General features: G+C 64.8%; 15 protein-coding genes. 10 read left to right on the top strand and 5 right to left on the bottom strand.

Annotated elements, in window-relative coordinates; all coding sequences use genetic code 11:
• Window positions 1–12 precede the first annotated feature (12 nt).
• On the bottom strand, window positions 13–1,128 hold the full coding sequence (ald, locus tag AC3WLX_RS06385; RefSeq protein WP_492335927.1) for an alanine dehydrogenase: 1,116 nt from the start codon (window positions 1,126–1,128) through the stop codon (window positions 13–15).
• Window positions 1,129–1,272: 144 nt separating this feature from the next.
• Here ald and AC3WLX_RS06390 point away from each other — a divergent pair, with 144 nt between their 5' ends.
• The 6 genes from AC3WLX_RS06390 to AC3WLX_RS06415 all read left to right on the top strand — a co-directional run bounded on the left by AC3WLX_RS06390 (window position 1,273) and on the right by AC3WLX_RS06415 (window position 8,638).
• A complete protein-coding gene (locus AC3WLX_RS06390; protein WP_291622761.1) occupies window positions 1,273–1,752 on the top strand; it encodes an Lrp/AsnC family transcriptional regulator in 480 nt (159 codons plus the stop codon).
• 138 nt (window positions 1,753–1,890) lie between these two features.
• Entirely contained in the window at window positions 1,891–2,376 is a 486-nt protein-coding gene (locus AC3WLX_RS06395; protein WP_492335146.1) for a (2Fe-2S)-binding protein, read from the top strand.
• Window positions 2,373–3,389 (top strand): FAD binding domain-containing protein, encoded by a 1,017-nt coding sequence (locus AC3WLX_RS06400; protein WP_492335147.1) that lies wholly within the window; start codon window positions 2,373–2,375, stop codon window positions 3,387–3,389. The genes AC3WLX_RS06395 and AC3WLX_RS06400 overlap by 4 nt, the downstream gene beginning before the upstream one ends.
• 7 nt (window positions 3,390–3,396) lie before the next feature.
• Window positions 3,397–5,598 carry a xanthine dehydrogenase family protein molybdopterin-binding subunit gene (locus AC3WLX_RS06405; protein ID WP_492335148.1) on the top strand — a complete coding sequence of 734 codons (2,202 nt, stop codon included), beginning with the start codon at window positions 3,397–3,399 and terminating at the stop codon, window positions 5,596–5,598.
• A 100-nt stretch (window positions 5,599–5,698) separates the two neighbouring features.
• Window positions 5,699–8,056, top strand: coding sequence for an Orn/Lys/Arg family decarboxylase (locus AC3WLX_RS06410; protein WP_492335149.1), 2,358 nt, complete (start codon window positions 5,699–5,701; stop codon window positions 8,054–8,056).
• 6 nt (window positions 8,057–8,062) lie between these two features.
• Window positions 8,063–8,638 (top strand): GNAT family N-acetyltransferase, encoded by a 576-nt coding sequence (locus AC3WLX_RS06415; RefSeq protein WP_492335150.1) that lies wholly within the window; start codon window positions 8,063–8,065, stop codon window positions 8,636–8,638.
• 3 nt (window positions 8,639–8,641) lie between these two features.
• Here AC3WLX_RS06415 and AC3WLX_RS06420 read toward each other — a convergent pair whose 3' ends face one another.
• Window positions 8,642–8,854 (bottom strand): hypothetical protein, encoded by a 213-nt coding sequence (locus tag AC3WLX_RS06420; protein ID WP_492335151.1) that lies wholly within the window; start codon window positions 8,852–8,854, stop codon window positions 8,642–8,644.
• Between the two features lie 162 nt (window positions 8,855–9,016).
• Between AC3WLX_RS06420 and AC3WLX_RS06425 the strand changes: the two genes are divergently transcribed.
• Window positions 9,017–9,958 (top strand): ornithine cyclodeaminase family protein, encoded by a 942-nt coding sequence (locus AC3WLX_RS06425; protein WP_492335152.1) that lies wholly within the window; start codon window positions 9,017–9,019, stop codon window positions 9,956–9,958.
• 59 nt (window positions 9,959–10,017) lie between these two features.
• Here the strand turns inward: AC3WLX_RS06425 and AC3WLX_RS06430 are convergent, their stop codons facing one another.
• Both AC3WLX_RS06430 and AC3WLX_RS06435 read right to left on the bottom strand, forming a co-directional pair.
• Window positions 10,018–10,467 carry a flagellar basal body rod protein FlgC gene (locus AC3WLX_RS06430; RefSeq protein WP_492335153.1) on the bottom strand — a complete coding sequence of 150 codons (450 nt, stop codon included), beginning with the start codon at window positions 10,465–10,467 and terminating at the stop codon, window positions 10,018–10,020.
• A gap of 114 nt (window positions 10,468–10,581) precedes the next feature.
• Window positions 10,582–11,631: a hydroxyacid dehydrogenase gene (locus tag AC3WLX_RS06435; RefSeq protein ID WP_291624224.1), complete on the bottom strand. Its 1,050-nt coding sequence runs from the start codon at window positions 11,629–11,631 to the stop codon at window positions 10,582–10,584.
• 238 nt (window positions 11,632–11,869) lie between these two features.
• Between AC3WLX_RS06435 and AC3WLX_RS06440 the strand changes: the two genes are divergently transcribed.
• The 3 genes from AC3WLX_RS06440 to AC3WLX_RS06450 all read left to right on the top strand — a co-directional run bounded on the left by AC3WLX_RS06440 (window position 11,870) and on the right by AC3WLX_RS06450 (window position 13,481).
• Window positions 11,870–12,421: a thiamine pyrophosphate-binding protein gene (locus AC3WLX_RS06440; RefSeq protein WP_492335154.1), complete on the top strand. Its 552-nt coding sequence runs from the start codon at window positions 11,870–11,872 to the stop codon at window positions 12,419–12,421.
• A gap of 8 nt (window positions 12,422–12,429) precedes the next feature.
• The gene (locus tag AC3WLX_RS06445) at window positions 12,430–13,026 is read left to right on the top strand and encodes a thiamine pyrophosphate-dependent enzyme (RefSeq protein WP_291624227.1); all 597 of its coding nucleotides are present in this window, start codon (window positions 12,430–12,432) and stop codon (window positions 13,024–13,026) included.
• A gap of 77 nt (window positions 13,027–13,103) precedes the next feature.
• Window positions 13,104–13,481, top strand: coding sequence for a VanZ family protein (locus AC3WLX_RS06450; protein WP_492335155.1), 378 nt, complete (start codon window positions 13,104–13,106; stop codon window positions 13,479–13,481).
• A 44-nt stretch (window positions 13,482–13,525) separates the two neighbouring features.
• Here AC3WLX_RS06450 and AC3WLX_RS06455 read toward each other — a convergent pair whose 3' ends face one another.
• Window positions 13,526–13,909: a DUF1236 domain-containing protein gene (locus AC3WLX_RS06455; RefSeq protein ID WP_106950464.1), complete on the bottom strand. Its 384-nt coding sequence runs from the start codon at window positions 13,907–13,909 to the stop codon at window positions 13,526–13,528.
• Window positions 13,910–13,959: the final 50 nt, after the last annotated feature.

The following is a 13,959-nucleotide window of genomic DNA, read 5'->3' on the forward strand; positions in this document are numbered from 1 at the left end:
CAACGACAGCGCCTACGCCGCCAAGCCACTTCCAACCGGCGCAAACTCGAGCCCGAGGCTTTCCGCGACCGCCTTGTTCGTGATCCGCCCGCGATGGACGTTCAAGCCGTTGCGCAAATGCGGATTTTCCAGCACGGCCGCAAAACCCTTGTTCGCGAGCATCAGACCGAACGGCAGCGTCGCATTGTTCAGGGCCTGGCTCGAGGTTACCGGCACCGCGCCCGGCATGTTGGCAACGCAATAATGCACGACGCCGTCGACCTCGTAAGTTGGCTCAGCGTGCGTGGTCGGATGAGAGGTCTCGAAGCAACCGCCCTGGTCGATCGCGACGTCGACCAGCACGGCACCCGGTCGCATCGACTTCAGCATGGCGCGCGTGACCAGCTTCGGCGCGCTCGCGCCCGGCACCAGCACTGCGCCGATCACGACGTCCGCGGCGAACACCTCGTCCTCGACCGCCTCGAGGGTCGAGAAACGCGTGCGCACGCGCCCGGCAAAGAGATCGTCCAGTTCGCGCAGACGTGGGATCGAGCGGTCGATCACGGTGACTTCGGCACCGAGCCCGGCCGCCATGCGCGCAGCCTGTGTGCCGACCACGCCGCCGCCGAGCACGACGACGCGCGCGGGCTGCACGCCCGGCACGCCGCCGAGCAGCAGACCGCGGCCGCCGGCCGAGCGCTTGAGCGCGGCGCCGGCGGCCTCGATGGCGAGGCGGCCGGCGACTTCGCTCATCGGGGCGAGCAGCGGGAGGTGACCGCTCGCATCCGTGACGGTTTCATAGGCGATCGCGGTGCACCCGGAAGCTAGCAGACCCTTGGCCTGTTCGGGATCCGGCGCGAGATGGAGGTAAGTGAACAGGAGCTGGCTTTCGCGGAGCTGAGCCCATTCGCTCTTCTGCGGCTCCTTCACCTTCACGATCATGTCCGACTTGGCGAAGATGTCAGGGGCGCTGTCGCCGATCATGGCCCCTGCCCGCCGATAGACTTCGTCGGACGCGCCAATGCCGCTGCCGGCGCCGGTCTCGACCGTGACCTGGTGTCCGGCAGCAACATATTCACGGACAGCACCCGGGGTGAGCCCGACCCGATATTCCTGCACCTTGATCTCCTTGGGCACACCGACGCGCATCGCGAGCTCCTTTGCCAGCACCCTGATTCCGCTCAATCATCCTAACGAGGGCTCTCGTTTGGTTCCGTGCAAATATCCGCTAGTCTCGGCAGGCGCGCGCCGGTTTCCGGCGCAGAACTGCCCTTTCACGCTGGAATCGAAACATTGGCCCTCGACCGGAAAGACCTCGCGATTCTCGCGGAACTCACGACCAACGCGCGCGCCAGTCACACCGAGCTTGCCAGCAAGATCGGCTTGTCGAGCACCGCGCTGGCGCGGCGGCAGAAGGCGCTCGAGGACGACGGCTACATCCAGGCCTATCAGGCCGCGCTCGACCTCGGCCAGTTCGGCCTCACCACCACCGTGCTGGTCCGCATCGCGCTGGAAAGCCAGAGCGACGAGGCTCTGAAGGCGTTCGAGGCGGAGGTGGTGAAATGTCCCTCCGTCGTGCGCTGCTTCCTGATGTCGGGCACCGACGACTACATCCTGATCGTGCTTGCTCGCGACATCCAGGATTTCGAGCGCATCCACCGCACCGAGCTGTCGCGCCTGCCGCGCGTCGCGCGGGTGCAATCGAGCTTCGCGCTACGCGAGATCGTCAACCGCGCGGTGCCGACCGTGGTGTTCGGCGAGGCGAAGCGCTGACCTCGTCCGTCAGGCCGGGAAAGCCCGTGGAACGAAGCAACCCGTCGTCCGTTGGGCGCTATCGGCCAGCGGCGGCAACGCATTATCGCGTCACGTCCACAATTTTGCCCAGCTCGGCCTTTCCGCAGGGAACAGACTATGGCCGACATCACGATCCCAGAACGCATTCCGATCGACTTCCTCGTCAATGGCACAAGGCGCACACTGGAGGTCGTGCCATGGACCACGCTCCTGGATGCCCTGCGTGACCGGCTGGAATTGACCGGCACCAAGAAGGGTTGCGATCACGGCCAATGCGGCGCCTGTACCGTGCTGGTCGACGGAAGACGAGTCAATTCCTGCCTGACGCTCGCCGTCATGAAGGACGGCGCCGAGATCACGACGATCGAAGGCTTGGCCAAGGACGGCACGCTGCATCCCCTGCAACAGGCTTTTATCGATCACGATGCCTTCCAATGCGGTTATTGCACGCCGGGACAGATCTGTTCCGCCGCGGGCCTCTTGGCCGAAGGCCGTGCGCGGGATGCGGCCGAGATCAGGGAGCTGATGAGCGGAAACCTCTGTCGCTGCGGCGCCTATCCCAACATCGTGGCCGCGATCGAGCAGGCAATGAGCCGGTCATGAACAACTTCCAATATTCCCGCGCAAGCGACGTCGCCGACGCCATTCGGCTGCTCGTCGCAGATCCCGGCGCAAAATTGATCGCCGGCGGCACCAACCTGATCGACCTGATGAAGGAGAATGTCGAACGGCCCTCCCGGCTGATCGACATTTCCCATCTTCCGCTTCGCGACATCGAGGAAACGGCTGACGGGGGCCTGCGCGTCGGGGCCCTGGTGCCAAATTCGGACCTCGCCTACCATCCGTTGATCGAGCAGCGCTACCCCCTGCTTGCCAGCGCGATCCTGGCCGGCGCCTCCGCGCAGTTGCGCAACATGGCCTCCGTCGGCGGCAATTTGATGCAGCGGACGCGCTGCCCCTACTTCTACGACACGACGACGCCCTGCAACAAACGCAGTCCCGGCACCGGCTGCTCGGCACTGGATGGCCTCAATCGCAACCACGCAATCCTCGGCACGAGCAAATCCTGCATCGCAACCAATCCATCCGACATGAGCGTGGCTTTGGCCGCGCTCGGCGCGCTCGTGCACATTGCAGGCCGCAACGGACAACGCACCATCGCGCTGACCGATTTCCATCGGCTTCCCGACGACAAGCCTCATCTCGACACGAATCTCGGCAGCGGGGAGATCATCACCGCGATCGAGCTGCCGCCGCAGAGCTTGACGAGAAACTACAGCTACCTGAAGATCCGCGACCGGTTGTCCTACGCCTTTGCCTTGGTCTCGGTCGCAGCCGCGCTCGAACTGGAGGGCAACGCCATCGTCGATGCGCGTCTTGCGCTCGGCGGCGTGGCTCACAAACCATGGCGAAGCCTCGAGGCCGAAGCGGCATTGCGCGGCCAGGCGGCAACACCGGATCATTTTGGGCACGCCGCCGACCTGCTGCTGCAGGGAGCGACCGCTCGCGCGCACAACGGTTTCAAGATCGCGCTCGCGCGCCGGGCCGTCGTGCGTACGTTGATGCAGGCAATGCGTGCCACACCGCAATCCCAAGCTGACAAAAAGATCGCATGAGGGCCCGATGAACGCCTATGTGGGGACACCAACGTCGCGCGTCGACGGCCGGGCCAAGGTCACCGGAGCTGCGAAATATGCCGGCGAATTTTCCGCCGACGGCCTCGTCCATGGCTTCGTGGTGGAGGCCACCATCCCGCGCGGTCGCATCGTGCGGCTCGACACCAGCGCGGCGCTGAAAGTGGCCGGAGTGATCGACGTGCTCACGCACGCCAATCGCCCGCCCCTCGCAGACAACGACGATGCCTGGAAGGACGAGGTGGCCCCGGAGGGTTCGCCGTTCCGGCCGCTTCATGACGACAAGATCAAGTTTAACGGGCAGCCGATTGCTCTCGTGGTCGCCGAAGAATGGGAGATCGCGAAATTCGCCGCGACGCTGGTGCGAATCGACTACGAGCAGGACGACTTCGCGACCGACCTTGACGCCGAGCGCGGCACCGCCAGTGAAATCGACAAGCCGAACAAGCCGCGCGGCGACGCCAAGGCGGCGCTTGCGGCCGCGGCCCTGCGACACGAAGCCGACTACCTCATTCCGACCGAACATCACAATCCGATGGAGCTCAGCGCGACGACAGTGGTGTGGGAGGGCGACGGCAAGCTCACGGTTTACGACAAGACCCAAGGCGTCCAGAACGTGCACAAATTTCTCTGCGGCGTGTTCGAGAAGAAGCCGGAGGATATCCGCGTGCTTTCGCCCTATGTCGGCGGCGCCTTCGGTTCTGGTCTGCGGCCGCAACACCCGGTGGTGCTGGCAACGATGGCTGCGCTCGCGCTCAAGCGCTCCGTCCGCGTCGTGCTGACGCGGCAGCAGATGTATGGGCTTGGCTATCGGCCCATGACCATCGAGCATGTCGGGCTCGGGGCGAGGCCGGACGGCAACCTCGATGCGATCATTCACGAAGCCATCGCCGTTACCTCGCGCTACGAGGACTTTTCACGCAACGATACCGGTTGGGCGGAGCAGCTCTACAAGAGCCCCACTGCCTACTATTCCCACAAGCTGGTGGACCTCGATGTTGCAACGCCCTCCGACATGCGCGCGCCGGGAGCTGCAACGGGCGTCTGCGCGCTGGAGTGCGCGATGGACGAACTCGCCGTCGCGCTCAAGCTCGATCCGATCGAGCTGCGGCTGAAATGCTACTCGGATCGCGACCAGAGCGAAGACCTGCCCTACACCAGCAAGCAGCTGCGCGAATGCTACGCACGCGGCGCTGAAGCCTTCGGCTGGGCCCGGCGCAATCCAACGCCCCGCTCCACGCGTGACGGCAAGGAACTCGTCGGCTGGGGCATGGCGACCGGAGTATGGGAGGCGCTGCAGATGCCGGTCGCCGTCCGCATCGTGCTGACGGCCAACGGCCATGCCGAAGTCTCCTGCGCCGCGTCCGATATCGGCACCGGCACCTACACCATCGTGGCTCAGGTCGCCGCCGATGCGCTCGGCCTCCCGATCGAGAACATCAGCGTCCGGCTCGCCGATTCGAGCTTGCCGCAGGCCCCCGTCGAGGGCGGCTCCTGGATGGCGGCGTCCAGCGCGCATGCAGTGCTGGGAGCGGCCGAAGAAATCCGCCAGGAACTCGCGCATCTCGCAAAAGCAATGCCGGGTTCGCCGCTCGCCGACGTCGATGCCGCCAACGTCACCTTGGCCGACGGCATGATCGCTGGCAACGACAAGAGCGGGTCAGCCGTCTCGATTGCGGACGTCATGCGCCACAGCGGGCGCGAGCGGATCGAAAAGGAGAGGCTCAACCAGTTCGCCGAGGATAAATCGCATGCCCGCAACACGCACTCCGCGGTTTTCGCCGAAGTAAAGGTCGACGAAGAGCTGGGTGTCATCCGCGTCACCCGGGTCGTGAGTGCAGTCGCGGCCGGGCGCATCCTGAACACCAAGACCGGCCGCAGCCAGGTCATGGGCAGCGTGGTCTGGGGGATCGGGATGGCGCTGCACGAGGAAACGGTGATGGATCACCGCTTCGGCCGCATCATGAATGCGAACATCGCCGAATACCACATTCCCGTGAACGCCGACGTCCACGACATCGACGTCATTTTCGTCGACGAGCCCGACGACCGCATCAACCGGCTGGGCATCAAAGGGCTGGGCGAAATCGGCGTCGTCGGCGTGCCTGCGGCAATCGCAAACGCCGTCTACCATGCCACCGGCAAGCGCATCCGCCACTTTCCGATCACGCTGGACAAGCTGCTGGACTGAAACCGCAGGTACTCGAACCGGGCCGCATTCCCGGCCCCTGTCATCCCACTGTCATCGAATGTGCAGAGAGCTTGTAACTCCTGCACATCCGGGACCCGATATGGACTATTTCAAGCGCTTCAACTTCCTGTTCGCCGCACCCATGTTCGACGCCGACGATCTCGAAGGCGTCCGCTTCAACCAGATCATCGAGGAGATTCAGCGTTCCGGCTTCGAGGTGGTCCGGGCCCGCAAGCTGGAGGATGCCGAGATGGCGGTGCAGACCGACGCGGCGATCGGCTGCATGGTGGTGGACTGGGGCAAGAAGGGCCTCGAAGGCAAGACCTCGTCGCTGATCAATCTGATGCGCCGCCGCGGCCTCGACTTCCCCATCATTCTGTTGATCCGCCGCAAGCGGTTCGAGGATCTGCCCGTCGAGGTACTCGATTTCATCGATGGCTATGTCTTCCTGTCCGAAGAGACGCCGCCCTTCATCGCCAAGAACCTGATCAGCCGTCTCAAGCAATATGCCGAAACGCTAAAGACGCCGTTCTTCGGCGCGCTGGTCGACTATGCCGAGGAAGGCAACCAGCTCTGGACCTGTCCCGGCCACAACGGCGGCGTGTTCTACAACCGCAGCCCGATCGGGCGCGTGTTCGTCGAGCATCTCGGCGAAGCCGTGTTCCGCGACGACCTCGACAATTCCGTGCTCGACCTCGGCGACCTCCTCACCCATGAGGGCCCGGCGCTGAAGGCGCAAAAGGAAGCGGCGGCAATCTTCGGCGCGGAGAAGACCTACTTCGTGCTCAACGGCACCTCGACGTCGAACAAGGTCGCGCTCGGCGCCCTCGTCACCGACGGCGATCTCGTGCTGTTCGATCGCAATAACCACAAGGCCGCACATCACGGCGCGCTGATGATCAATGGCGGTATCCCGGTCTACGTCCCGACCGTCCGCAACGCCTGGGGCCTGATCGGCCCGATGCGCTGGGACATGCTGGACGAGAAGATCCTGCGCGAGGCGATCCGCAACCATCCCCTGGTGAAGGAGCGCGAAGCCTGGCGCAAGGAGCGTCCGTTCCGTGTCGCCGTGGTCGAGCAGTGCACCTATGATGGCTCGATCCACAGCGCCGAGATGATCATCAAGCGCGTCGGCCACCTCTGCGACTATATCCTGTTCGACGAGGCCTGGGCCGGCTTCATGAAGTTTCATCCGCTCTATGCCGGCCGCTTCGCCATGGGTCTTGCCAATCTTCCTGCGGACGCGCCGGGCATCATCGCGACGCAGTCGACCCACAAGCAGCTGGCGAGCTTCTCGCAAGCCTCGCAGATCCACATCAAGGACCGTCACATCCGCGGCCAGAAGCGGCGCGTCGAGCACCGCCGCTTCAACGAGAGCTTCATGCAGCATGCATCGACGTCCCCCTTCTATCCGCTGTTCGCCTCGCTCGACGTCGGCGCGCAGATGATGAAGGGCCGCTCCGGCGAAGTGCTATGGGACGACACCATCCGGCTCGGTATCGAGCTGCGCAAGAAGATCCGGGCGATGCGCCGGGAGTTCGAGGAGAAGGAGCAAAAGCCGGATCGGCGCTGGTTCTTCGAGCCCTTCGTTCCCGACCGCGTCGCCATTCCCGATGTCGGCCGCCCCGGCGCCGTCCACGACGTCGCCTGGGAGACCTTGTCCACCGACGAGCTCGCGACCAATCCGGCGCTGTGGCAGCTCTCTCCGGACAGCAATTGGCACGGCTTTCCCGATCTTGCGGAAGGCTTTGCCATGACCGACCCGAACAAGCTGACACTGCTCACCCCCGGATTCGATCGCGCCACCGGCGCTTATGCCGAGCACGGCATCCCCGCCCCGATCGTCGCGCAATATCTGCGCGAGAACCGCATCGTTCCCGAAAAGAACGACCTCAACTCCCTGCTCTTCCTGCTCACCCCCGGCGTCGAGGCGAGCAAGGCCGGCACGCTGATTTCGGGCCTCGTCGCGTTCAAGAGGCTGCATGACGACAATGCCCTGCTGGCCGAAGCAATTCCCGAATTCCACCAGCGGCGGCAGGCGCCCTATGCCGGCGTGCGCCTGCGCGATCTCTGCAACGACATGCACCGCTTCTTCCGCGCCGCCGATGTCTGCGCGCTGCAGGCGCGGCAATTCATGCCCGAGCACATGCCCGAGATCGCCATGTCGCCCCGCGATGCCGCGCGCTATCTGATCCGCAACGATGTCGACTATCTGCCCATCGAAGCGATCGCCGGCCGCATTGCCACCACGCCTTTCGTCGTCTACCCGCCGGGCATCGCCACCATCGTGCCCGGGGAACGGCTGACGGAACGGGCCAAGCCAATGATCGACTATCTCAAGATGTTCGAAACCTGCTTCAACACCTTCCCAGGCTTCGACGTCGAGATCCAGGGTGTCTACAAGGAGGTTGATCCGAACGGTCGCATCGGGCTCTACACTTATGTGGTCGCCGAGTAGGTGCCGATGAACGAAACAGCTGCGCGCGCGAGCGACGAAGCCGTCGTCGTCAGGCCGTCACGCGAGAGCGACGTCGAGGCGATGCTCGCGATCTATCGCCATCACGTCCGCAATGGTGTGCCGCGCGAAGTCGAGGGAACCGGTGCGCCCGAGCCGGACGATCTGCGCGACCGGCGCAAGAACCTGAAGCAGACCCGCCTGCCGCATCTGGTCGCCACCTACCGCGGGGAGGTCGTGGGCTACGCTTATGCCGTGCTGTTCCGTAAACGCCCGGCGTATCGCTACACGGCCAAGCACTCGATCTACGTCCACCATGCGCATCTCGGCCGCGGAGTCGGACGGCTGTTGCTCCAGGAATTGATCGACGCCTGCGCGGCAGCCGGCTTCCGCCAGCTGATCGGCTATATCGATGCCGACAACGCGCCCTCGCTGGCGCTGCACGAAAAATCCGGCTTCACACGCGCCGGCCTGCTTTGCGGCGTCGCCTATCGCCACGGCCGCTGGTCCGACACGGTGATGGTGCAGCGCTCGCTCGGCGCCGGCACGACCGCACCGCCGCCGGTCGGAGCGCCTGCCCGGTGAGCTTCAGGACGGAAAGTCGGCCGGTTTCACATGGATGCGGTCAGCGTGCAGGGACCAGTGATGCAATGCCTGGTCCTTGCAGAACTTCACCTTGGCCCGCTCTTTGGCCTCGTTCTCGTCGGAGGCGTCGATCTCGAGCGTGCCCTGGCAGATCTCACTCTGCCGGCCATACTCGCCGAGCACGTCCTTCATGAACCTGACGACATAAGTACCCATGGGACCTCCTGCTGCCATCGCAGCATTTTAATGCCATTTAGGCCGGACGGGGGAAGGAGATTTTGACGCGGATCAACACCGGGCAGCCCTGACCGAAGATCCGTTGCGGAACCCGCCGCCCGGGTCTATGGGCAAATGCCGGTCGTCCATGAGGATTTTGCCTTGCACTTTGTCTCCGATACCGAAGTCACGAAGGTTCTGACGTTTCCGATCCTCATTGCGGCGCTGGAAGCGGCGCATCGGCGGCCGAAGATGGAGGTGCTGGACGCATTCCTGGGCGATGAGAAGGGTCAATACGTGATCCGCAGCGCCGTCGATCCCGGCCGCTACATGGCGAGCAAGATGTTTACCAGCTTCCCCAGCAATCTGGCCGAAGGCAAGATGCCGGCGGTGCAGGCCGTGTGCGTGCTGTTCGACGGCACCAACGGGAAGCCGCTGGCGGCGATGGACGGCACCGAGATCACGCATTGGCGCACGGCCGCCGATTCCGCACTCGCCACGAAATTGCTCGCCCCGCCCGCCCCCGAGACGCTGCTTTGCGTCGGTGCCGGCGAGATGTCCGAATGGCTGATCCGCGGGCATCGGACGGTGAGACCGTCGCTCGAGCGCGTGCTGATCTGGAATCGAAGCCCGGAGCGGGCTACCGACCTCGTCAGGCGGCTAGCGGAAAGCGGCGTGAAGGCGGAAGCGACCACCGATCTCGACGCCGCGACGCGCGAGGCTGATCTCATCACCACCTGCACGAGATCGCATCTGCCGCTGATCAAGGGCCGCAATTTGCGGCCAGGCGCGCATCTGGACCTCGTCGGCGGCTACACGCCGCAAACCCGTGAGGCCGATGACGATGCGGCCAGAATGTCGCGTGTGTTCGTGGACCGCAGGGAGTCCGCCTTCCACGGCGTCGGCGACATCCTGCAACCGATCGCGAGCGGCGCGATCAGCGAGGCGGACGTGCTGGGCGATCTCTACGATCTCGCCGGCGGCCGGGTGCAAGGCCGCGTCTCACCGTCCGACATCACCTTCTTCAAGAATGCAGGCGGGGGTCATCTCGACCTCATGACCTGCGAGGCCGTGTTCCAGCAGCTCGGCGCAAAACTGGGGTAGATGGCCTGTCCCGGAGCAGCCGAGCCGGGGGCTGGCAAAGACCAAGCCGGGATCAATTGTCAGGCCTTGATGTCGAGCAGCGCCTCTGTCGTCTCCGCGTAGGCCCGAATGACCTTCGCATTGGCAACGAAGCTGTACTTTGCGGCCGCCAGTTGAGCGAATTCGTTGGCGATATCGACATTCGGCGCTGCGACCAGGCCATCCTGGTTTGCGAAGGCTGCGCCCGGGTCGGATTGTACGGTATAGCTCGGCGAAACCGTCGACACGGTCGCGCTCGTGCCGCCCGGCGCCGAGCCACCGGATCGGTCGACCTGGTCGACGCGCAATGGCACGTAGGCCGCGGGAAACGTCGGAGCAATGCTCGAACCGCCTGTCACGGCCGATGTGCCCGACCGGTCCGAGGCTGGTAGCGGGCCGGTCGTACGGACATTGGCAATGTTACTCGCGGCAACGTCGACGCGCAGGCTCGCAGCGGAAAGTCCGGATGTCGCAATCGAGAAGATGCTCATGGACTTTCGAGTACAGGACAAGTGATACGCGTTCACTTACCCGATCGATAAAATGCGGCGCATTGGCTTTCCGTCGCGGTAACCAACGATGGGAGGCCAATCAGGCTGCACTCCCTACCCCGGCATCACGCCGAACGCCTGCTTGAAACGCTCCGCATAGCGCGGCCAGACCTCGGGGTTGATGATGCGCGGCGGACGCTTGCCATCGAGCACGTCCAGCACCTGTTCGGCCGCGATGCGTCCCATGTTCTGCCGCGCCTCGATGGTAACGCCTGCCGTGTGCGGGCTTGCCAGCACGTTGTCGAACTGCAGCAGCGGGTGCTCCGGCGGCGGCGGCTCCTTGGACCAGACGTCGAGACCGGCCCCTGCGATGCGCTTGTCGCGCAGCGCCTGGAGCAGCGCATCCTCGTCGTGGATGAAGCCGCGCGCTGTTGTGATGAAATAGGCATGCGGCTGCATCAGCGCGAACTCGCGCGTGCTGATCATGTTGCGGCTGCCCTTGTTGAGGGGGCAGGAGATCGAGACGAAATCGGCGCGGCGCAGGAGTTCGTCGAGCTCGACTTTCTCCCCGCCCCGTTCGGCCATCACCTCCGCCGTGAGGTAAGGATCATAGGCCAGCACCTTCATGCCGAGCAGGCCCTTGCACAGGGCGGCGATGCGCCGGCCGACATTGCCGAGGCCGATGATGCCGACGGTCTTGCCCTCGACCTCGTTGCCGACGAGCTCGTTGCGATTGACGTCGCGTTCGCGGCGCAGGCGGCGATCCGACTGGATGATACGCTTGGACAGCGTCAACATCATTGCCAGCGCGTGCTCGGCGACCGAATGGGCGTTGCCGCCGGACTGGTTGACGACCACGACGCCCGCGTCCGTGCAGGCCTCGACATCGACCGGGTCGAAGCCCGCGCCGTTGCTCGAGACCAGCAGCAGGTTCGGCGTGCGCTTCAGGAAGGCGGCATCGACATGGAAATGCGGGGCAAGCTCGTCCCGGGCCGCGCCGATCTGATAGACATGGGCCGCGCTCAGGATCGGTGCGTAGAAATCTTCGGGGCTCTCGTTCTCGATGCGATCGAGCCGGACGTCGGGCCGCGCCTTCAAAATGTCGATGTAGATCGGATTGGCCAGGTATTTGACGTAGAAGACGCGCTTGTTGTTGACCGACATCAGGACCCTTCCGGCTCTGTCGAGGAAGAGCCCAGGGTCAGCGCGATGCGCGCCCGTCCGTGCCCCTCCCGTGTTCTGGTTATCGCCGCTTATGCCATGGCGGTGCCGGCCACGGCAGGCCGTCTGGCGCAGATCACGGTGCCGGCCCCGACATGTTGACAATCCCGCTGCCGGCGTCAAGTTCGTCAAACCGCCGCAGCCAGAACCAAGAAGCGTGCGCGGCCCCAGGGAGCTCGCAATGGCGATTGCGGAACAGCAGACACGCGGGAGCAGCGACAACAGCTGGCACGGCATCGTCCTGCAAACCCTGAAGCGGAACGAGATCAGCCTCATCCCCTACGTGCCGGACCGGGTGCTGACCCCGCTGATCGAGAACCTGCACGCCGATCCCTTCTTCACGACCTTCGCCACGGCGCGCGAGGAAGAGGCCGTCGGCATCGTGTCCGGCGCCTGGATGGGCGGACGACGCGGCGCCGTGCTGATGCAGACCTCGGGCTTTGCCACGCTCGCCAATGTGCTGGCCTCGCTCGCGGTGCCCTACCAGATCCCGCTGATCATGTTCGTGTCCGAGCGCGGCACGCTCGGTGAGTTCAACTACGGCCAATCTCTGGTCTGCCGCACCATGCGCCCGGTGCTGGACTCGCTGGCACTGGAGCACCACACAATTACCCGGCTCGACGAGCTCGAATTCATCACCGACCGCTCGATCAAGCAGGCCGTCACCACGCAGGCGCCGGTGGCCCTGATCCTCAACCCGCTGCTGACGGGCGGCAAGGTGTTCGACAAATGAGGCCGGCGATGAACACTGGCAACACCAAGACGATGAACCGGTTCGACATCACCTCGCGCCTGATCGCGAAGCTGAAGCACGAGGAAGCGGTGATCGGCGGCATCGGCAACACCAATTTCGACCTCTGGGCCGCCGGACACCGCCCGCAGAATTTCTACATGCTGGGCAGCATGGGGCTCGCCTTTCCGATCGCGCTCGGCGTGGCCCTGGCACAGCCGGGCCGCCACGTCTTCGCGCTCGAAGGCGACGGCTCGCTGCTGATGCAGCTCGGCGCGCTCTCGACGATCGCGAGCTTGAGGCCGAAGAACCTCGTCATGATCGTCATGGACAACGGCATCTACCAGATCACCGGCGCGCAGCCGACGCCGGCAGCTGGCGTCGCCGACATCGTCGCCATCGCTCTTGGCTCAGGCCTTGCCAACAGCGCCTGGGCCGCGGACGAGGAGGATTTCGAGCGGCTGGTCGACGATGCAATGGCGGCTGCGGGCCCCAGCCTGATCGCGGTCAGGATCGACGACAAGCCTGGCCTGGGCACTACCCGCCGCGACCCCGTGCAGATCCGGGAACGCTTCATGCAGGGCCTCGGCGTGCGCGAGCCACTTTAAGGTTTCGTCATTAACTACACGTCGATCTGATGGCGGGACCGTACCGGCCTGTTGCAAATCTGTGCTAAGCGAGCCGGATGTCCAGTTTGGTTCGTTATTTTGCCTGGTTGCTCGCGGCCGCCGTGACATTCGCAACGCTCGGTCCTCCCGGCCTTCGCCCCCATGCCAACCTCGGTCAGGATGGCGAACATGCGCTCGCTTTCATCCTGGTAGGGCTGGCTTTCGGTCTCGCCTATCGGCGCCGGCGCCTGCTGATCGCAGCGGCCGCGGTCGTCCTGATCGGCGTGCTCGAGCTGATGCAATTTTGGGCACCCGGCCGCCATGCGCGGCTGGAGGATTTTTTGGTCGATGCCGCCACCGCCTGCCTCGGCTTCGCGCTCGCCGCAGCTGCCGACTGGCTGCTCACGCGCTTTCGCGCAAGCCCTGCCGCGACAAGCGAGGGCCCCGCGGAGTGACGCTCCGCAGGGCCCATCTTCTCAACGCTTAGGCTTGCCGCCGATCAGTCGATGATCTTGACGACACGGCGCGTGCGCGGCTCGACGATCACGCGGCGATCATTTACCACGGCATAGCGATACTCGGTGTAGTTCGGCACGGGACGGAGCACCACAGTTGGGGGCAGCGGCTCGCCGACCACGACGCGTTCCTCCACGACGACGGAGTCGCTCCGGGGGATACCGCCCAGGATCGCATTCGGAATCTCGAGGCCAGCGCCGACGGCCGCACCGACGGTGCCGCCGACCATCGCGCCGATCGGGCCGCCGATGTCGCCACCCGCGCGCGCGCCGTCCCTGGCACCCTGTTCGGTCGTCGACTGTGCAAAGGCTGCGCTCGAAGCCAGCAGCGAGGCGGCAACCAACGAAATCGCAAGACGGGTCTTCATGGTGTTCTGTCTCCAGTGATTGTCCTGCGCCTTCAACCGCGAGGAGCGAT

Source organism: Bradyrhizobium sp. FW305-F6, from assembly GCF_058782905.1.

Bases quoted from the DNA above. Each gene is read 5' to 3' on its own strand.
- ald (WP_492335927.1), bottom strand. From the start codon at position 1,128: ATGCGCGTCGGTGTGCCCAAGGAGATCAAGGTGCAGGAATATCGGGTC.
- AC3WLX_RS06395 (WP_492335146.1), top strand. From the start codon at position 1,891: ATGGCCGACATCACGATCCCAGAACGCATTCCGATCGACTTCCTCGTC.
- AC3WLX_RS06400 (WP_492335147.1), top strand. From the start codon at position 2,373: ATGAACAACTTCCAATATTCCCGCGCAAGCGACGTCGCCGACGCCATT.
- AC3WLX_RS06405 (WP_492335148.1), top strand. From the start codon at position 3,397: ATGAACGCCTATGTGGGGACACCAACGTCGCGCGTCGACGGCCGGGCC.
- AC3WLX_RS06410 (WP_492335149.1), top strand. From the start codon at position 5,699: ATGGACTATTTCAAGCGCTTCAACTTCCTGTTCGCCGCACCCATGTTC.
- AC3WLX_RS06415 (WP_492335150.1), top strand. From the start codon at position 8,063: ATGAACGAAACAGCTGCGCGCGCGAGCGACGAAGCCGTCGTCGTCAGG.
- AC3WLX_RS06420 (WP_492335151.1), bottom strand. From the start codon at position 8,854: ATGGGTACTTATGTCGTCAGGTTCATGAAGGACGTGCTCGGCGAGTAT.
- AC3WLX_RS06430 (WP_492335153.1), bottom strand. From the start codon at position 10,467: ATGAGCATCTTCTCGATTGCGACATCCGGACTTTCCGCTGCGAGCCTG.
- AC3WLX_RS06435 (WP_291624224.1), bottom strand. From the start codon at position 11,631: ATGTCGGTCAACAACAAGCGCGTCTTCTACGTCAAATACCTGGCCAAT.
- AC3WLX_RS06440 (WP_492335154.1), top strand. From the start codon at position 11,870: ATGGCGATTGCGGAACAGCAGACACGCGGGAGCAGCGACAACAGCTGG.
- AC3WLX_RS06445 (WP_291624227.1), top strand. From the start codon at position 12,430: ATGAACACTGGCAACACCAAGACGATGAACCGGTTCGACATCACCTCG.
- AC3WLX_RS06450 (WP_492335155.1), top strand. From the start codon at position 13,104: ATGTCCAGTTTGGTTCGTTATTTTGCCTGGTTGCTCGCGGCCGCCGTG.
- AC3WLX_RS06455 (WP_106950464.1), bottom strand. From the start codon at position 13,909: ATGAAGACCCGTCTTGCGATTTCGTTGGTTGCCGCCTCGCTGCTGGCT.